An 18,647-nucleotide genomic window follows, 5' to 3' on the forward strand; every position below is an offset into this window, starting at 1 on the left:
GCGAGGGGCTCACAAGTACTGCCTGACGGCGGCGGCGAAGCTGTGCACGTCGATGGGCTTGGCCAGATAGCCGTCGCAGCCGGCCGCCAGGAAGCGCTGTTCGTCGCCCTGCATCGCATAGGCCGTGAACGCGATGACCGGGATGTCGGACAGGCCCGGCGTGGCCTTGATGGCGCGCGTCAGGGTCAGGCCGTCGGTGTCGGGCAGCTGGATGTCGACCAGCACGAGGTCGGGCCGGTAGGCGCGCAGCCGGGCCCAGGCTTCGTCCACGCTCAGCGCGCGGTCGACCTGGAAGCCGTCGGCCTCCAGCACGTACTGCGCCAGGTCGAGGTTGAGCTGGTTGTCGTCGATGACGAGGATGCGTTCGCCCGCCATGCTCAGCTGCCGGTGGCGGGGTCGGTGGGGGCGGCCGCGCGGCGGCCGCGACGGTCCTCGCTGGCGGCGCGCAGCAGCGCGTCGCGCACGTCGGCCAGTTGCCGGGGGGCCTGGCTGCCGGCAATGGACGCGGCCGAGCGGGTCAGCGCCTCGATGTCCTCGGCGGTCAGCGCCAGCGCGGTCCAGACGATAACGGGCAGCTCCGCCCAGCGCGGGTCGCTGCGCAGCTCGTGCAGCACCTGGAAGCCGTCGACGCCGGGCATCATCAGGTCCAGCACCAACGCGACGGGCTGCAGCGTCGCCAGCGCGGCGAGCGCCTCGGCACCGCCAGCCATCGCGACGGCCTCGATGCCGTTGGCCGCCAGCGCGGCGCACATCAGCTCGCGCGACGCCACCTCGTCGTCCACGACCAGCACCGGCCGACCGGGCGCGAAGCGCTCGCGCAGCGGCACTAGCGCGCGCGCCAGTGCCGCACCGCGCAGCGGCTTGGCCAGCACGTCCGCCACGGAGAACGCGACGCCGGTGCCGGACTCCGGCGACAACGCCAGCGCCCTGACGGCGGCGTGCATGGACGGGCCGCTGGTGCGCAGCTGCGCCAGCATGGACAGTCCCTGCGAGTCGGGCAGGGTCAGGTCGATGGCCAGCTCCGTGTAGCGGCGCACGCGCGCCAGGCGCAGCACCTCGGCCGCGGTGGCCGCGGTGTCGGCGGCCACGCCGGCCTGCGACAACTCACGCGCCACGCCGTCGCGCAGCGGGTGGTCGCGCAGCGCGACCAGCTGCTGGTGCGCGGGCCGCGCTGCGTCGGCCTCCGCGTCCTGCGGCTGGCGCGGCAGCACTGCATAGAAGCGGCTGCCCCGGCCGGGCTCGCTGTAGACGCCCACGCGCCCGCCCTGGGCCTCGACCAGCCGGCGCGTCAACGCCAGGCCCAGGCCCGTGCCCTGGTGGCGCTTGGTGAGCCCGTCGTCGAGCTGCTGGAACTCGACAAAGAGATGGCTGATGCGGTCGGCCGCGATGCCGATGCCGCTGTCCTCGACCTCCAGCCGCCACAGTCGTGGCCCTTCGCCCACCATGCGCAGCTCGACGTGGCCGCCGGTGGGCGTGAACTTGATCGCGTTGGACAGGTAGTTCAGCAGCACCTGCTTGAGCCGCGCCGGGTCCAGCACGAGGTCGCGCAGCTCGGGTGCGATGGCCGACTTCAGGCTCAGCGCCCGCTGCTCGGCCAGCACGGCGACGGTGGCCATCACGTCGTCGACGATGGCGGGCAGGCTGACCGGTTCCGGATGGAAGTCCATCTTGCCGGCCTCGATCTTGGACAGGTCCAGCACGTCGTTGATCATGTTCAGCAGGTGCCGGCCGCTGCTGGCGATGTGCTGCAGCCATTCGCGCTGGCGTGGCGAATCCAGCGGCTGGTTGCTCATGTTCAGCAGGTCGGCAAAGCCGATGACGGCATTCAGCGGCGTGCGCAGCTCGTGCGACATGTTGGCCAGGAACAGGCTCTTGAGGCGGCTGCTCTCCTGCACACGGCGGTTCTCGGCGGCCAGCCACGTGGACTGCTGGCGCGCCTGCTCGGCGGTGCGCATCGCGGTGACGTCGGCGACGATGCCGACCAGCCGCGCCAGACCGGTGTCGTCGCGCGTGACGCGGGCGTCCATGCGCAGCCAGTGCTGGCTGTCGTCGGGCCAGACGACACGGAACTCGGCATGCCAGGGCAGGTGGGCCTGCGGCAGCGCCTCCAGGCCGGTCTCGACCATCGCGCGGTCCTCGGCATGCACGGCAGCCAGCATGCGCGCGCGGTCCCACAGCTCGGCGGCATCGGGCAGGCCGAAGCATTGGTCATAGCGGCGCGAGCGGTGGATCTGGCCGCTGTCCAGCTCCATCTCCCAGTCGCCGATGGCCGCCGACTCCAGGGCGAAGCGCAGCCGCGCCTCGCTCTGGCGCAGCGCTGCCTCGATCTGGCGCTGGTGGGTCAGGTCACGCATCGAATTGACGCCGCCGACGATGCGGCCTGCTGCGTCGCGCAGCGGCGAGACCTGGGCCGAGATCTCCAGCCGCCGGCCGTCCTTGGCGATGCGCACGGTGCGGAACGGCGGCACCTGCTGGCCCTGGACGAGGTTGGTGATGATGCGCATCTCCTCGGCCTCGCGCTCGGGCGGGATCAGCATCTGCACCGGCTGACCGACGGCTTCCGCGGCCGTGTAGCCGAACATCTGCTCGGCCGCGGCGTTCCAGTTCGTGATGCGGCCCTCAGGCGTCTTGACGATGATGGCATCGGCCGAGGACTCGACGACGGCGGCCAGGCGGCGCACCTCGGCCTCGGCGTCGGTCAGCCGGCCGATGTCGCGGAAGACCAGCGCGACGCCGCGCTCGCGGCCGTCGGCATGGTGGGTCAGGTCGGCATGGACTTCGACGGGGCGGTGGCTGCCGTCGCGCGCGATGCAGACGGCCTGGCGGCGAATGCCGCCGTCGCGCACCACGGCGATGGGGTTGCGCCCGGCCAGGTCGGCCGGCGTGCCCTCGCGCGCGAACACCTCCCAGATGGCGCGGCCGATGGCCTCGCGTGCCGGCCAGCCGGTGATGCGCTCGGCCGCCGCGTTGATGCGCGTCACGCGGCCCTCGCCGTCGGTCGTGATGTAGCCGGCGTCGATGGCGGACAGCGTCGCGGCCAGGCCTTGCTCCGCCTCGAGCAGGTGGTCCTCGGCGCTGTGGCGGCGGTCCACCTCACGGCGCAGCGCCTCATTGGCGGTGCGCATCTCGTCGATGGAGGGCAGCGCCAGCAAGGTCGGCATCAGCCGCCAGGCGATGGCGGCTGTCAGCACCGAGGCACAGGCCGTGAAGACCTTGCCCGCCGTCTGCAGTTCGTAGTCGGGCCGCCAGATCGTCCACACGTCCAGCACATGCGTGATGCCGCAGGCGAAGATGAAGACGGCGAACAGCGTCGCCAGGCTGCCCAGGTTGACCTGCGGCCGCTCGCGCGCGTACCTGAAGATGACCAGCGGGATGGAGAAGTAGGCCAGCGCGATCGAGAGGTCGGCGCTCACCATGGTCCACAGCAGGCCGGGCGACCATTGGAAGCAATAGCCGTGGGGCAGAAAACCCGCCCGCGCGACGATTCCCGTCAGCTCGTCCATCTCATGCTCCCGCCCCCAACTACAGAAGGGTTATGTCAGGGCATTGTGGCCCCTTGAACAGGGGGTGTTTCGCGCTGAAACGTGGTTTATTGCCGGGACTTCAGCGCGGGCTCAGCAGTTCGAAGCCGGCGTAGCGGGCGATGAACCGCTCGCGGCCCTCGCGCGCAAACGCCTCGGCGTCCCAGTCGCCGGGCAGCAGGCGCTGCGCGAATTCGGCGCGGAAGCGGTAGACCTGGGCCGGCAGCGCTGAGCCATCGGGCAGCGCCACGGTCACGTCAACCCGCTCGTACTGCTCGCCTTCGAACGCATCGAGCCGCGCCCAGGCCGCGGCATCAACGTCGCGATAAAGCCGCCCTGGCACCACGCCGCCCGGCGCGGCCAGCAGCCCGGGATAGTCCTGGCCGCGCACCGGGTGGCGCGCGTGGCCCGCCAGCGAGGCGGGCCCGCTGGCGAACTCATGCCCGCAGACGCGGGCCATGATGTCGGCCCACATCAGCGAGCCGTAGGTGAAGCAGTGACGGGTCACTGCACCCGTCACTGGACCTTCTGGGCCAGTTCGCCGCGGGCATAGGCGCCGGCGATGTCGGCCAGCGTGCGGCCCTTGATCTTGCCGGCCTGGCCTTCGCAGCCGAACTGCATGTAGCGCTGCTTGGCGATGACCTTGGCGGCCTCGCGCGCCGGCTTGAGCCATTCGCGGGCATCGAACTTGTCGGGGTTCTCGGCCAGGAACTTGCGCACCGCGCCCGTCATCGCCAGGCGGATGTCGGTGTCGATGTTGATCTTGCGCACGCCATGCTTGATGGCTTCCTGGATCTCCTCGACCGGCACGCCGAAGGTCTCCTTCATCTTGCCGCCGTACTGGTTGATGATGGCCAGCAAGTCCTGCGGCACGCTGGACGAACCGTGCATGACCAGGTGGGTGTTGGGGATGCGCGCGTGGATCTCCTTCACGCGGCCGATGGCCAGGATGTCGCCGGTGGGCTTGCGGCTGAACTTGTAGGCGCCGTGGCTGGTGCCGATGGCGATGGCCAGCGCGTCCAGCTGCGTCGCCTTGACGAACACGGCGGCTTCCTCGGGGTCGGTCAGCATCTGGCTGTGGTCCAGCTTGCCTTCGGCGCCGATGCCGTCTTCCTCGCCGGCTTCACCGGTTTCCAGGTTGCCCAGGCAGCCCAGTTCGCCTTCGACGGTCACGCCGACCTGGTGCGCCATCTCGACGACCTTGCGGGTGACTTCCATGTTGTATTCGAAGGAGGCCGGCGTCTTGCCGTCTTCCAGCAGCGAGCCGTCCATCATCACGGAGCCGAAACCCAGGTCGATGGCGCCGGCACAGATCTTGGGGCTGGTGCCGTGGTCCTGGTGCATGACCAGCGGGATGTGCGGGAAGGCCTCGCAGGCGGCCTGGATCAAGTGCTTGATGAAGGGCTCGCCGGCGTATTTGCGGGCGCCAGCGCTGGCCTGCAGGATGACTGGCGCGCCGACTTCGTCGGCCGCGGCCATGACGGCCTGCACCTGCTCCAGGTTGTTGACGTTGAAGGCTGGGATGCCGTAGCCGTTTTCAGCGGCGTGGTCCAGCAACTGGCGCATGGAGACGAGAGGCATGGGAATTCCCCGGTGGAGTTGGAAATCTGGGCCGACTGCGGCTCCCACCGTAGTTGGTAACCGCGTCGTAACTGGTTGGGGATTCTATGGAGTCGGTAGCGACCCCACCCCCCGCGGTTGAAGTAGTCATCACAATGCGCGCTCATGACGAGACTGGTGTTCGACCACCTGACGAACTGGATCACGGCCGCCGCGAGCGAGCATTCGCACGATTTGGCCACCCACATCGAGGAACGCACGGGGGCCAGCCACCGTGCGGCGATGGCGGCGCTGAAGCGGCTGGTGGACGCCGGCTGGCTGACCCGCTCCGGCACCGGCCGCCGCCCTGTGTTCTCGCCCGGCGGCCTGCGCCAGGTGGCGCGCAGCTACACGCTCTACGGCCTGCAGGAAGACCTGCCCTGGCAGCGCGACTTCGCGCCCCACTTCGCGCTGCCCCGGCATGTCGAGCGCATGGTGCAGCACGGCTTCACCGAGCTGGTCAACAACGCGGCCGACCATTCCGGCGGCAGCAGCGTCACCGTGTCGCTGCGCCAGACGCCCACTCACGTGCAGCTGCTGGTCAGCGACGACGGCTGCGGCGTGTTCGACAAGATCTGCACCGCCTTTGACCTGGAAGACCCGCAACACGCGATGCTGGAGCTGAGCAAGGGGCGGCTGACCAGCGCGCCCGACGCCCACACGGGCCGCGGCCTGTTCTTCAGTTCGCAGCTCGCCGACGTGTTCGACATCCATGCCAACAACACGGCCTACCAGCGCCGCGCCTGGGAAAGCAGCGGCTGGAAGAAGGGCCGGGCGCTGCCGCGCCAGGGCAGCAGCATCTACATGGCCATCGCGCTGTACACGACGCGCACGCTGGACGGCGTCATGGAGGCCTGGAGCACGCAGGGCGACGGCATCGAATTCGACCAGACCCGGGTGCAGCTGCGCCTGCTGGCCGGCGAAGGCCAGGCCCTGGACTCACGCGCCCAGGCCAGGCGTGTCGGCACGCGGCTGTCGACCTTCAGGCGCGCCGAGATCGACTTCGACGGCGTGACCGACGTGGGCCACGGCTTCACGGACGAGCTGTTCCGCGTGTTCGCGAAGGCGAATCCGCAGATCGAGCTGGTGGCGGTGAATGCGACGCCGAGGATCGAGGCGCTGGTGAAGAGCGCGAGGGCGGGGTGAGGCAGCGCCGGCTGGCGTTTGCCCTGGCCCTGGTCGTTGCTGCAGCTCCTGTCCATGCGTCATGCAGCCCGGCGGTGGAAGCCGCGCTTCGGGCGTTCAAGGCCCAGCCCGCCATCGGAGGCGACGTCGTCACCCGGCAGTGCAAGCCCTGGCCGCCTTCGGCGGGCAAGGTCATCGCCGCCGTCATGGCCTTTGCAGATCCACAGGCTGACGACAGTTTCGGCAACCTGCCCGGCGTCCTCGCGCTGGTGGATGCGCGGACCCACAAGATCCTGCACGGCCGTCGATTCACGGTGTACGAGGACGCTGCCACCCAGGCAGGCCCGCGCAGCCTGGTGCTGGATACGGCCGACTACACGCTGGCTCCCGGGGTTCGCGCACTGGGCCTGCGTTTCTTCAACGCCTCCTCCGGTCCCGGCGTCGTCGAGAGCCGCAGGCGCAACGAACTGACACTGCTCGTGCCACGCAACGGCGAGCTTCAGCCCGTCTTCGGCCTGCCCATGGACGTCGCGCGCGCTGTCGAAGGCTGCCTCGGGAGGTGCCGAGACGCCACGTGGGACGAAGCCACGCTGACCTTGGCCGTTGGCGCACCAGGGCCCGCAGGCTGGAAGGATCTCGTCGTCACCGCCCGCATCGCCCGCGACAGCAGCCGCGAAACCCCGTCGCCCCAACCACACGTGGAGCGCAGCGTCTACCGCTACGACGGCGCGCGCTACAACGCGGCCGCCGGCATGCGCTGGTGGAACGACAGCCCTTGCTGCACGCCGACATGGGACGAGACGCAGTGACGATCTTCGCACCGCTCCAGCTGCTGTCTTTGGGCCTCGTCCTCTGCGGCATCGCCCAGGCCCAGGCGGCTACCGGCTGCGACGCCGCCCTCGAAAACGCCTTGCGCACGTGGGCCGCAGAGCAGCCCATCGAAGGCGCCGTCATGGCCGCGGACTGCAAGCCCTGGCCACCGTCGGGCGGCACGACGATGGCGGCGGTCATGGTGTTCCGGGATGTCGATGACGAGGAGAACGCGCGGGACCGGAGCGGGACGGGCGTGCTGGCGATGGTGGACGCCCGCACGCACCGCGTGATCCGCGGCCACCGGTTTCCCGTCGGCGAGGATGCCACCACCAAGGCGGATGCCGACAGCTTTGTGCTGGACACCGCCAACTACGCCCTGAAGCCCGACCTCCGCGCGCTGGGGCTGCGGTTTCGCAACGCCGCCCGGATCCCTGGCGCCGCCGACGCCTGGTCGAACGACGACCTCACGCTTTTCGTCGCAGCAGGCCCTGAGCTGAAGCCGGTGTTCTGCCGCCCCATGCAGGCCCAGCGAGCCGAAGTGGGCAGCATGAGCCCGCGCCATCCCGGGGCGATCTGGCAGGAAGCCCGGCTGACGCTGGCGATCGGCCCGCGGGCGGCATCAGGCTGGCACGACCTGGTCATCACGGCGACGCTGGCGCTCAAGGGTGCCGAGGACGCCGCGTTCGACCCGACGCCTCGCCAGACCCGCTCCACCTACCGCCACGACGGCTCGGCGTACAAGCTGCTCGAGAAGCCGGCCCCTTTCTGGGCCGACCATCACTGCAGTTCCTGGTGAGTCTGCTCAGGGCTTCCTGAGCGCCGGCACCGGCGGCACCGGAATACGCGGCCCCTTGTAGCCGTCCACGGCGCCAAAGCGCCCGCCGTCCTCGCGCGTCCAGTCTTCCGCCCAGACGGCCATCTCCGCCGGCTCGCGGCCGACGAAGTTCCACCACAGCAGCGGCGGCTGCGCCCAGGGCTCGCCGCCAAGCAGCAGCAGCCGCGTCGAGGCCGCACAGCGCAGCTCGACCGCGTCGCAGCCCGCGCCGATGTACAGCAGCGTGCCGGGCATGACGGTCTCGACGGCGTCATGGCCAGCCGGGCTGACGTCCACCTCGCCCTCCAGCAGCATCAAGCCATGCTCGAAGCGAGCGTCCAGCGGCAACGTCGCGCAGGCCGGGCCGTCGGCGACCAGGTCCACGCCCAGCAGCGGCGTGAAGCTGGGCACCGGTGAGCGCTGGCCGGCAAAGCTGCCGATCAGCACGGTCGCGTCCCAACCCTCGTCCAGTGTCGTGTGCGGCAAGTCGGGGAAGTGCTGGAAGCTGGGCGGCCGCTCGCGCTCGGCGTCGGGCAAGGCGATCCACAGCTGCGCCAGGTGGATGCGGTCGGACAGCGACTCCTCGCTGTGCGAGATGCCGTGCCCGGCCGTCATCAGATTGACCTGGCCGGTGCGCAGCACCTGCTCGGATCCCAGACTGTCGCGGTGAAGGATCTCGCCCTCGATCATCCAGCTGAAGGTGGACAGCCCCGTGTGCGGATGCGGGCCGACGTTCATGCGCCGCTCGGGCGGCAGCGTGGCCGGGCCGGCATGGTCGGCAAAGCACCAGGCACCGATCGCCCGGCGCGCCTTGTTGGGCAGCGCGCGCTGGATGGGCAGGCCGCCGACGTCGCCGACATGGCTGGTGATGCGTTCGACGAGCACGCTCATGACGCCCTCTTCTGCACGAAGCCGGCGAAGCCCTGCACGAAGCCTCGCAGCTGCTCGCGCACCTTGTCGTCGACGAGGTTGCCGTCGGCGTCGAAGACCGTGCCAGCCCTGGACACCATCAGCCGGCCGGCCATCCAGAAATCGTTGCCCAGCGTGCGCAGCACGGACAGCAGCGCATCCTGCGACTGCACGGTGCCGAAGCCGCCGGGCGTCGCGCCGATCAGGCCGGTGGGCTTGCCGCCGAACAGCTTGGCGCCCTCGCCGCTGGGGCGCGACAGCCAGTCGATGCCGTTCTTCAGCACGCCGGGAATCGAGTTGTTGTACTCGGGCGTGGCGATCAGCAGCCCGTCGGCCGCGCGGATGGCCTCGCGCAGCGTCGTCACGGCCTCCGGGATGCCTTCGGCCTCGACGTCGCCGTCATACAGCGGGATGCCGTGCAGCGTGCGCAGCTCGACCGTGACGCCCTCGGGCGCCAGGCCGGCGGCCGCACGCAGCAGCGCCGTGTTGTAGGAGGCGCGGCGCAGCGCGCCGCTGAGGGCAATGATCTTGAGCGTCATGACACAACCGGCGAAGTGTGAGGCTGGCCATGATGCCAGCGCCCGCCCCTGCCGGGTGTCAGTTCGACGCTGCGGTCAGGACCGCGTGCAGTACACCGCCGTGGCGGTGGGCACGGTGGCCGGTGTGGCCGTGTAGGCCTCGGTGCGCGTCAACGTGACGTTGCACTGGGCGTCGACGACCAGGTCGAACAGCGTCCAGTAGTCGGTGGACGCGGTTTCACCCGCGGCCGGCGGCACGAACAGCTCGGTGCGGCCGCCCGGCAGCACCAGTTCCACGCGTGCGCCGCTGACGGCGATCGGGCCGCTGCCATAGCCGCTGTAGTTGCGCACCGCGTACTTGTAGGTGCCGACCATCAGCTTGGTCAGCGTGACCACCTCGGGGCCGAAGCTGCTGGTGTCGTCGACGTCCAGGTTGGCAAAGGGCGCGGCCGTCAGCTGACCCTTGCTGCTGTAGTAGACGTGGGCACCGCTGGGCGTCCACAGGTGGCTGTCCAGGTCGCTGGGCCGGGCACCCCAGGTCAGCTTGATGGACACGCCGTTGGCATTGGCGGCCAGCACCAGGCAGTTGGGCAGGGTCATTTCACCCGTGTCGCTGTCCACACGCAGCGTGTTGCTGATGAGCAGGCTGCGCACGCCGATCAGCGTGGCCAGGCTGTTCTGGCGCACGGCGATGCGGAAGGCGCCGTTCGCATCGCTGAGCGCGCTGCTGGTGCCCGTGTAGTCGATGCCGTCGCTGGTGATGCTGGCGCCGGCCACGCGCGCGCCGGCGGCGTCGGTGATGCAGCCGTTGACCCAGACCGTTTCACTGACGCGGTCAGCGTTCCAAACGCTGAAGTGGGCGACGCTGCCCTCGTAGTAGCGCGCGGTGCCCGTGCCCTGCAGCGTGGCCGAGCCCTCCTGCACCCAGCGGCCGCTGGCCACGTCGAAGTGGAACAGCGGGATGGTGGCGGGCGGGTTGGCGTCGCGCGTGCCCAGCGGGATGCGGATCGTGGCCGTCTGGCCGGCACGCAGGTTGGCGGGCTGGCCGGCGCTGTCGGTGATCTGCACGCTGAGCGCGCCGAAGCTCTCGATGGGCACGGCGTTGCCGGCGTTCAGCGTCGTGTAGTCGCCCGGCATCAGGCTGGAGTCCAGCGACGGGTCGATGGCGGCGATGCTGACGGTGGCGTTGCCGGTCAGCGTGCTGCCGTCGGCGCGGGCCAGGCTGGCCGCGGCCAACGTGACGCGGGCGCTGCCGGCCGCGTTGGACACGCTGCCGCCGGCCGACGCGTCGACCGTGGCGGTGGCCGTCACGGGCACGAGGCGGGCCAGCACGCCGCTGGCCCCGGTGTCGCCGACAGCGACGATGCGGGCGCTCTCGCCATAGCCGGCGCCGGTGAAGCTGACGATGGTGCGCACATTGGCCGTCACGCCGCTGATGCTGAACTGGCCTTGCGCGTCCGTCGTGGCGGTGCGCGGGCCGACGGCGACGGTGATGCCGGGCAGCGGCGCACCGGTCAGGCCGTCCAGCGCGCGGCCGCTGACGGCCAGGCGGCTCAGCAGCGTCAGGCTGACGCTGCCGTCGGCGCAGTTGGTGGGGGCGGAGGTTTGGCAGATGCGGTACGCCAGCGCGGTCGCGCCTGCCGTGACGGCGGCCGTGTCGGCGGCGACCAGCACGCCGTCGCCGCGCAGCGTCACGCCGGCGGGCCAGGTGCCGGTGGTGGCAATGGTGACCGTGTCGGCCGTCGCGGCGACGCCGTCGAGCTGGTCGTTGGCCAGCAGCGTGGCGGTCTCGCCGGCAGCGATGCTGACCGTGTCCGCCGTCGCGGCGATGGCCGGCTTGGCAACGGTCAGCGCGGCGCTGCCGGTCGCGCAGTTGCTGGCGGCACCGGCCTCGCACAGCTGGTAGCTCAGCGTGTAGGCGCCCGGCACCGCACCTCGCGCCACGGCCACGACACCGTCGGTCACGCTGACGCCTTGCGGCAGCGTGCCGCTGAACGTCACCGTCGCGTTGCCACCGGTACCCACGCGGGCGGCGCTGCCGCCCACCGTGTCATTGGCCAGCACCGAGGCGGTCTGGCCGGTGCCCAGTGCCAGCGTGTCGGCCGCAGCCACCATGGCCGTCGGGCCGTTGTCGCCCCCGCCGCAGGCACTCAGCAGCGCCGCCAAAGCCGCGGCGCATGCCAGCCGCCCATGCGTGTTCGTCGTCATGTCCAGTCCTCTCTGTGTTTGTTCGTCATCGGGCGACAAGCCCGAAGCGGCGCGGATGCTAGATGCGGGAAGACCCTGATCTGCCGCCCAAACGCCGGGCCTCCCAACCCTTAGGGGCCCCTAGATGAATGGGTCTCAACACCAGAACAACGCCTGGCGCGAGCTCAGTTGCGCCGCGCATGAGACGGGCACCCGCCGTACGGGACTAGCATGCCGACCCGCCTTCAGCTGAAAGGACAGCCCCGATGCACCAGTTCACCTTGCCCGACATGAGCTGCGGCCACTGCGTCGCCGCCATCACCGACGCGCTGAAGTCGGTGGATGCTGAAGCGCACGTCAACATCGACCGGGAACGCAAGACGGCACAGATCGACAGCACCTTGCCACGGACCGTGTTGGCGGCTGCGCTGACCGAAGCCGGCTACCCGCCGGCCCTCGAACAACAGAATTGAGGCGCTGCGGCCGTGCGCACGGCCGCAGCACACCGAACCAAGCAAGGCGGGCCCGAAGGCCCGCCTTTTTCATGCCCCGACCGGGCAGCGGTCGTTCCGCAGCCGGCGATGGTTCGTCAGGCGAACTTGAACGGCAGCTCCCGCTGACGTTGCCCGGTCAGGCGCGCCACCGCGTTCGCCAGCGCCGGGGCCAGTGCCGGCAGGCCCGGCTCGCCCATGCCCTTGGGCGGGTCGTTGCTGGGCACGATGCTGACGGTCATCACCTTGGGCGCGTCCGTGATGCGCGGCATGGCCATGTCGTAGAAGTTGTTCTGCTCGACGACGCCGTCCTTGAACGTGATGCGATGGGTGGGCATCGTGGTGGCCAGTGCCATGATGGCGGCGCCCTGCACCTGGGTCTCGACGGCCTTGGGGTTCACGCAGAGGTTGCAGTGCACGCCGGCATGCACTTCCTGCAGCACCGGCTGGCGGTCCTTGCCCTTGCCTTTCAGGCTGGCGACGACGACATAGGCGACCACCGACTCGAAGCTCTCGTGCATGGCCACGCCCCAGGCCTGGCCGGCCTTGAGCTTGCGCTTGCCATAGCCGCTCTTGTCGACGGCGGCCTGCAGCGCCGCGCGGTGGCGGTCGGCCTTGGCGTTGCCGTCCATCAGCTTCATGCGGTAGGCGACCGGGTCCTGCTTGGTCGCGAACGCGATCTCGTCGACCAGCGTCTCCATCACGTAGGCCGTGTGCGTGGCGCCCACCGAACGCCACCACAGCACCGGCACGTTGATGTCGGGGTGGTGGACGCTGAGGTTCATCGGGATGGCGTAGGGGTCGCGCATGCCCTCGGTGGTCGTGCCGTCCACGCCCTTCTGGTAGCCGAAGCCCTCCAGCGGCGAGCCCTTCAGGATGCTCTGGCTGACGATGCGGTGTTGCCAGCCCGCGATCTTGCCGGTCGCGTCGAAACCGATCTCGGCGCGGTGCACGGTCATGGGCCGGTAGTAGCCGGCCTTGACGTCGTCCTCACGGCTCCAGATCACCTTGACCGGCATGGGCTTGCCGGCCTGGGCCAGCGCGACGGCCACGGCCGCCGCCTCGCGCGGCCATTCGGTCGCGGGCGTGGCGCGGCGGCCGAAGCCACCACCGGCCATCTGCACGTTGATCTGCACCTGCTCCGGCTTCAGGCCCACCGTCTTGGCCAGGTTCATCGCGTCGATGCCGGGCATCTGGGCCGCGTAGTAGAAGTCGCAGCGGTCGGCCTTCAAGTCCACCGTGCAGGCCAGTGGCTCCATCTGCGCATGGTTCAGGTAGGGGAAGACGAAGTCGGCCGTGATCTTCTTGGGCGCCTTGCTCCAGCCGCTGACGTCGGCCTGGAACTCGGGCTTTGGCGCTGGCGTGCCGGCGGTCTTGGCCAGCGCCAGGTACTGCTTGGTCAGCGCCGCCGTGTCGGGCTTGGGCGTGCCGGCCAGGTCCCAGTCGACCTTGAGCGCGTCGCGACCCTTCTTGGCCGCCCAGTAGCCACTGGCGACGACCGCCACACCCTGGCCGCCGCGGTCCAGCGCCACCGGCAACACGGCCTTGACGCCCTTGACCTTCAGCGCCTCGGTCGCGTCCAGCTTGCCGACCTTGCCGTTGAACACTGGCGGGCGCTGGATGACGGCCACCGCCATGCCGGGCAGCTGCACATCCATGCCGTAGGCCTGCGTGCCGGTGGCCTTGGCCTTGCTGACCGTCAACGTGGTCGGCTGGCCGATCAGCTTGAAGGCCTTGGGGTCCTTCAGCGTGACGGCCTCCGGCACGGGCTGCTTCATCGCCACGTCGAAGAACTCGCCGTAGCCGGCACTATTGCCGCCACCCGAAATGACGCCGTTCTCCGCCTTCAGCGAAGCGGCTGGCACGCCCCAGCTCTGCGCGGCGGCGCCGATCAGCATGGCCTTGGCGCGCGCGCCCAGCTCGCGGTATTGCTGGTAGCTGTTCTTGACGGAGTTGGAGCCGCCGGTCAGGTGGATGCCGAACAACGGGTCCACGTACTCGGCTTTCTGGTCGCCGAAGCCGGTGCGGACCTTGGACCAGTCGGCGTCCAGCTCCTCGGCGCAGATCATGGCCAGGCCGGTCTCGATGCCCTGGCCCATGTCCATGCGGTTGCACAGGATGGTCGTCGTGCCGTCCTTGGCGATGGCGACGAAGGCCAGCGGCTGCTCGGTGGGCTTGGCGCCCGCCTGGGGCGCCTGCGCGCCGGCCAGGCCGGGCAGCAAGGCCAGGCCGACGGCGCCGCCCACGGTGGTCGTCACGAAGCTGCGACGGGACAGGCCGCCACGGCCGCTGACGGCCTGATCGATGCGTTTCGGGTTCAGCATGGCAGCCTCCTCAAGCAAGCTTGGCCGCGGCCGCGTGGATCGCGGCGCGGATGCGGGTGTAGGTGCCACAGCGGCACAGATTGCCGGCCATGGCTTCGTCGATCTGCGCGTCGCTGGGCTTCCTGTTGCCCTTGAGCAAGGCCACGGCGCTCATCACCTGGCCGCTCTGGCAGTAGCCGCACTGGGCCACGTCATGCTCGACCCAGGCGGACTGCACGGCCTGGCCGACCTTGTCGGTGGCGATGCCTTCGATGGTGGTGACCTGCGCGCCGGCCACCGACGAGATCGGCGTCAGGCAGCTGCGCACCGCCGCGCCGGCGACGTGCATGGTGCAGGCACCGCACTGGGCCGCGCCGCAGCCGAACTTGCTGCCGGTGAGCTGCAGCTCCTCGCGCACCGCCCAGAGCAGCGGCATGTCGGGGTCGGCGTCCAGCGAAACGGCGCGACCGTTGACGGTCATGTTGATCATGGGAGTCCTCCGGGGGTGGGAAGCCGAGGACTCTAGCCAGAAGCGGCGTCCCAGTACATCACTCAGGCATTGCGGCGGCCGGCGTCAGGCCGGGGCGCGGATGGCGTCCGCCAGCGCATCCATGCCGACTGGCTTGACCAGGTGGCCGTCGAAGCCCGAAGCGGCGGAGCGCTGCATGTCCTCCGGCTGGCCGTAGCCGGTCAGCGCCACCAGCCGCATCGGCGCGTCCGGCGCAGCGGCGCGCAGCCGCCGGGCCACTTCGTAGCCGTCCATGCCGGGCAGGCCGATGTCCAGCAGCACCACGTCCGGCAGCCAGTCCAGCGCGATGGCCAGACCCTCCTGGGCGCTGAAACCGGTGCGCACGTCGTGCCCGTCCAGTCGCAGCATCATGGCCAGCGACTCGGCGGCGTCTTCGTTGTCGTCGATCAGCAGCACGCGGCGGGCCGGCACCGCGTCCTCGGGCGGTGGCGCGTCGGCGGCGCCTGGCGGGGTCGACAGCGGCAGCCGGATCTCGAAGGTCGAGCCCTGGCCCACGCCCTGGCTCTCGGCCGCGACATGGCCGCCATGCATGCCGATCAGGCGCCGCACGACGGACAGGCCCACGCCCAGGCCACCCTGGGCGCGGTCCAGCGTGCGGGCGCTCTGCACGAACAGGTCGAACACGACCGGCAGCGTCTCGGGCGCGATGCCGGCGCCGCTGTCCTGCACGCGGATGACGGCCTCGTCGCCCTCGCGGTCCAGCGTCACGACGATGTCGCCGCCCGGATCGGTGTACTTGGCCGCGTTGGACAGCAGGTTGACCAGACATTGCTGCAGCCGCGCGGCGTCGCCCAGCACGGTCAGCGGCGGGCCCGGGACCACCTGCAGCCGGTGGCCGCGCTCCTGCAGCGCCGGCGCGCTGGCCTCGACGGCGGCCGCGATCACCGCACCCAGCGCCACCGGCGCGAGCGCCAGCTCGATGCGGCCATGGGTGATGCGCGACACGTCCAGCAGGTCGTCCACCATGCGCGTCATCTGCTGCACCTGGCGGTCGACGATCTCCACCGCGCGGCGCGCCGGCGCATCGGGCGGCGTCAGGCGCAGCATCAGCTCGGCCGAGTTGCGGATGGGCGCCAGCGGGTTGCGCAGCTCGTGGGCCAGCATGGCCAGGAACTCGTCCTTGCGGCGGTCCGACTCGCGCAGCGCCTGCTCCATGTGCTTGCGCTCCGTCATGTCGAAGGAGATGCCGCTGAGGCTGACCGCCTCGCCGGCCTCGTTGCACAAGGCCTGGGCGCGCACCTCCAGCCAGCGGGTCTCGCCGTTGTCGGGGCGGATGATGCGCAGCTCCTGCGTGAAGCCGCCGGCCGTGCGCGCCGCCTCGTCGATGCTGCGCCGGATGTGGGCCACGTCGTCCGGATGCACGAGGGCGAAGCCTTCCTCCAGATTGGCCAGCGACGCACCCAGCACCTCGCCGGCGTTGTCCGACAGCGCCAGCCGGCGCGTGCGCAGGTCGATGTCCCAGCTGTACATGCGCGCGTTGGCCAGGAACAGCCGCAGCTGCTGCTCGCCGGCGCGGCGCAGCCGGTCCAGCTCGATGAGGGCGGACACGCGCGCCAGCAGCTCGCGCGCCGTGAAGGGCTTGATCAGGTAGTCGTCGGCCCCGGCGTCCAGGCCTTCGATGCGTGCCTCTTCCCCCGCGCGCGCCGACAGCAGGATCACCGGCAGCGTGCGCAGCGCCGCATCGGCGCGCAGCGCCGCCAGCAGCTCGAAGCCGTCCAGCCTGGGCATCATCACGTCGGACAGCAGCAGCGCCGGGCGCTCGCGCCGCACGGCCGCCAACGCCTGCTCGCCGTCCGCCGCCACCTCGACGCGGAAGTACGGCGCCAGCAGGCCGCGCAGGTAGTGGCGCATGTCGGCGTTGTCGTCGGCCACGACCACGCGGGCACCGAAGGTGGCGCGGTAGCGCTCGCCCATCTCCGCCAGCGCTTCGGTTGAATCCGTCGCGTCGGCCGAGGCGGTCAAAACCTCGGCATCGGCATCCGGCAGCCAGCGCAACGCCTCCTGCACATGGGACGCGGCCAGGCCGGGATGCTGCGGCTCCAGACTGTCGTGGCGCACATGCTCCGCCGGCAGGTGGGCGGCGCCAAACGGCAGCAGCAGCCGGAATCGCGTGCCGCTGCCCAGCCGGCTGCTCACCTCGATGCGCCCCCCGTGCAGGCGCATCAGCTCCTGCACCAGCGCCAGGCCGATGCCGCTGCCCTCGTGGGTGCGCGCCTGCACGCCTTCGACGCGGTGGAAGCGCTCGAACAGCCGCGGCAGCTCCTCCTCGGACACGCCGATGCCGGTGTCTTCCACCTCGACGACAGCCACCCCCTCCTCCGCTGTGACCCGCACCGACACGGCGCCCTGCAACGTGTACTTCAGCGCGTTGGACAGCAGGTTCAGCAGGATGCGTTCCCAGTGGTCGCGGTCGACATAGACCGGCGCCGGCAGCGCCGCGCAGCTGACCTGGAAGGCCAGGCCGGCGCGCTCCATCGCCGCGCCAAAGCTGCTGGCCAGGCCCGCGGTGAGTGCCGCCAGGTCGGTGGGCCGGAAGGTCGATGTGGCGCGGCCGGCCTCGATGCGCGAGAACTCCAGCAGTGCGTTCACCAGCTTGGACAGGCGCAGCGCGTTGCGCTCCACCATCGCCAGCCGCGCGCGCGCCACGGTGGGCAGCGAGGCCTCGCCCAGCGCGTCCTGCAGGGGGCCCATCATCAACGTCAGCGGCGTGCGGAACTCGTGGCTGATGTTGGAGAAGAACTGCGTCTTGGCGCGGTCCAGCCGGGCCAGCTCCTCGGCCTTCTGGCGCTGCATCTCGTAGGCCTCGGCGTTGCCGATGGCGGCGGCGAGCTGCTGCACCACCAGGCGCAGGAAGTCGGTGTAATGGTCCCGCGGCAGGCGGTAGGGGTTGAGCCCGACGATGAGCACGCCCTCCTGGCCCGCATCGCCGGAGGGGCGGATGGGCAGCACCATGGCCTTGCTGGCGGGCTCCTTCCAGTCGCCGCGGGGCCAGGGGACGCCGGCCGGTAGCGCATCGACGATCCGCGGCTGCTGCGAACGCAGCACCTCTTCGGCGCCCCAGAGCGGCTCGCTCATGTCGGGCGCGCACACCGCGTCCAGCCAGGGCCCCTTGGCGCCCGCCGCGCCGGCCAGGCTGAAGCCAGCCTCGCCGTGCGGCCGCAGCAGCACAGCAGCAAACAGCACGTCCTTGCGGTTGGTCTCCAGCGCCTGTACGCAGTGCTGCACGGCCGCGGCCACGGTGCGGGCGTCGGCGGCGCGCATCGCCAGTTCGCGCAGCAACGCGAGCTGGCGTTCGCCGATGACACGCAGCGTCTCGTCGGAGTTGGCGCAGATGATGCCGGCCGGCACGCCGTCGTCGCCCGGGATGGGGCTGTACGAGAAGGTGTAGTAGGTCTCCTCGGGGTAGCCGTTGCGCTCCATGATGAGCAACTGGCTCTCGACAAAGACGCCGTCGCCGCTCATCGCGCTCTCGAGCAGCGGCGTGATCTCGGCGCGGATCTCGTGCCAGACGTCCAGCGTGGGCCGGCCCAGCGCCTGCGGGTGCTTGCCGCCGATGATGGACTGGTAGGCGTCGTTGTAGAGGTAGATGAGCTGCGGGCCCCAGCCGACCCAGATGGGCTGGCGCGACGTCAGCATGATGCGCACCACCGTCTTCAGGCTGCGCGGCCAGCCGGCCGGCGGGCCCAGCGAGGTCGCAGCCCAGTCCCGCTCGCGCATCAGCTGCCCGAGCTCGCCGCCGCCCGCCATGAAGGCGGTGTCGAAGTCTCTGGGCGCGTTCGCCGGCACGCTCATGCCACGGTCCTGGTCAGCGGGTTGGGGTGTCGCACGATAACGCCGG

Annotated in this window: 14 protein-coding genes; 4 read left to right on the forward strand and 10 right to left on the reverse strand. The window is 70.6% G+C overall.

Annotation, left to right across the window (positions count from 1 at the left end; translation table 11 throughout):
- Positions 1-9: 9 nt before the first annotated feature.
- The 4 genes from AC1D29_RS22015 to fba all read right to left on the reverse strand — a co-directional run bounded on the left by AC1D29_RS22015 (position 10) and on the right by fba (position 5,102).
- Positions 10-375, reverse strand: coding sequence for a response regulator (locus tag AC1D29_RS22015; RefSeq protein WP_477901424.1), 366 nt, complete (start codon positions 373-375; stop codon positions 10-12).
- Positions 376-377: 2 nt separating this feature from the next.
- The gene (locus AC1D29_RS22020) at positions 378-3,503 is read right to left on the reverse strand and encodes a PAS domain S-box protein (RefSeq protein WP_477901426.1); all 3,126 of its coding nucleotides are present in this window, start codon (positions 3,501-3,503) and stop codon (positions 378-380) included.
- A 100-nt stretch (positions 3,504-3,603) separates the two neighbouring features.
- Positions 3,604-4,029 carry a gamma-glutamylcyclotransferase family protein gene (locus AC1D29_RS22025; RefSeq protein ID WP_477901428.1) on the reverse strand — a complete coding sequence of 142 codons (426 nt, stop codon included), beginning with the start codon at positions 4,027-4,029 and terminating at the stop codon, positions 3,604-3,606.
- A gap of 8 nt (positions 4,030-4,037) precedes the next feature.
- Entirely contained in the window at positions 4,038-5,102 is a 1,065-nt protein-coding gene (gene fba / locus AC1D29_RS22030; RefSeq protein ID WP_477901430.1) for a class II fructose-bisphosphate aldolase, read from the reverse strand.
- A gap of 144 nt (positions 5,103-5,246) precedes the next feature.
- Here fba and AC1D29_RS22035 point away from each other — a divergent pair, with 144 nt between their 5' ends.
- From AC1D29_RS22035 to AC1D29_RS22045, 3 genes are all read left to right on the forward strand, one after another.
- A complete protein-coding gene (locus tag AC1D29_RS22035) occupies positions 5,247-6,266 on the forward strand; it encodes an STAS-like domain-containing protein (RefSeq protein WP_477901431.1) in 1,020 nt (339 codons plus the stop codon).
- 74 nt (positions 6,267-6,340) lie between these two features.
- Entirely contained in the window at positions 6,341-7,054 is a 714-nt protein-coding gene (locus tag AC1D29_RS22040) for a PA3715 family protein (protein ID WP_477901433.1), read from the forward strand.
- Positions 7,021-7,854 carry a PA3715 family protein gene (locus AC1D29_RS22045; RefSeq protein WP_477901435.1) on the forward strand — a complete coding sequence of 278 codons (834 nt, stop codon included), beginning with the start codon at positions 7,021-7,023 and terminating at the stop codon, positions 7,852-7,854. The genes AC1D29_RS22040 and AC1D29_RS22045 overlap by 34 nt, the downstream gene beginning before the upstream one ends.
- A 6-nt stretch (positions 7,855-7,860) precedes the next feature.
- Here the strand turns inward: AC1D29_RS22045 and AC1D29_RS22050 are convergent, their stop codons facing one another.
- The 3 genes from AC1D29_RS22050 to AC1D29_RS22060 all read right to left on the reverse strand — a co-directional run bounded on the left by AC1D29_RS22050 (position 7,861) and on the right by AC1D29_RS22060 (position 11,507).
- The gene (locus AC1D29_RS22050; protein WP_477901437.1) at positions 7,861-8,763 is read right to left on the reverse strand and encodes a pirin family protein; all 903 of its coding nucleotides are present in this window, start codon (positions 8,761-8,763) and stop codon (positions 7,861-7,863) included.
- A complete protein-coding gene (locus AC1D29_RS22055) occupies positions 8,760-9,320 on the reverse strand; it encodes an NADPH-dependent FMN reductase (protein ID WP_477901439.1) in 561 nt (186 codons plus the stop codon). Before AC1D29_RS22055 ends, AC1D29_RS22050 begins: the two co-directional genes overlap by 4 nt.
- A gap of 75 nt (positions 9,321-9,395) precedes the next feature.
- Complete coding sequence (locus AC1D29_RS22060; RefSeq protein WP_477901441.1) at positions 9,396-11,507, reverse strand: hypothetical protein; 2,112 nt, start codon at positions 11,505-11,507, stop codon at positions 9,396-9,398.
- Positions 11,508-11,752: 245 nt separating this feature from the next.
- On the opposite strand from AC1D29_RS22060, the gene AC1D29_RS22065 reads away from it, so the two are divergent.
- On the forward strand, positions 11,753-11,959 hold the full coding sequence (locus AC1D29_RS22065; protein ID WP_477901443.1) for a heavy-metal-associated domain-containing protein: 207 nt from the start codon (positions 11,753-11,755) through the stop codon (positions 11,957-11,959).
- A gap of 116 nt (positions 11,960-12,075) precedes the next feature.
- Here the strand turns inward: AC1D29_RS22065 and AC1D29_RS22070 are convergent, their stop codons facing one another.
- The 3 genes from AC1D29_RS22070 to AC1D29_RS22080 form a co-directional block, all read right to left on the reverse strand.
- On the reverse strand, positions 12,076-14,301 hold the full coding sequence (locus AC1D29_RS22070; RefSeq protein ID WP_477901447.1) for a xanthine dehydrogenase family protein molybdopterin-binding subunit: 2,226 nt from the start codon (positions 14,299-14,301) through the stop codon (positions 12,076-12,078).
- A 10-nt stretch (positions 14,302-14,311) separates the two neighbouring features.
- Complete coding sequence (locus AC1D29_RS22075) at positions 14,312-14,770, reverse strand: (2Fe-2S)-binding protein (RefSeq protein WP_477901449.1); 459 nt, start codon at positions 14,768-14,770, stop codon at positions 14,312-14,314.
- An 84-nt stretch (positions 14,771-14,854) separates the two neighbouring features.
- Positions 14,855-18,601, reverse strand: a complete 3,747-nt coding sequence (locus AC1D29_RS22080; RefSeq protein ID WP_477901451.1) for an ATP-binding protein — start codon at positions 18,599-18,601, stop codon at positions 14,855-14,857.
- Between the last annotated feature and the right edge of the window lie 46 nt (positions 18,602-18,647).

This window comes from Roseateles sp. P1_C6 (genome assembly GCF_056406315.1).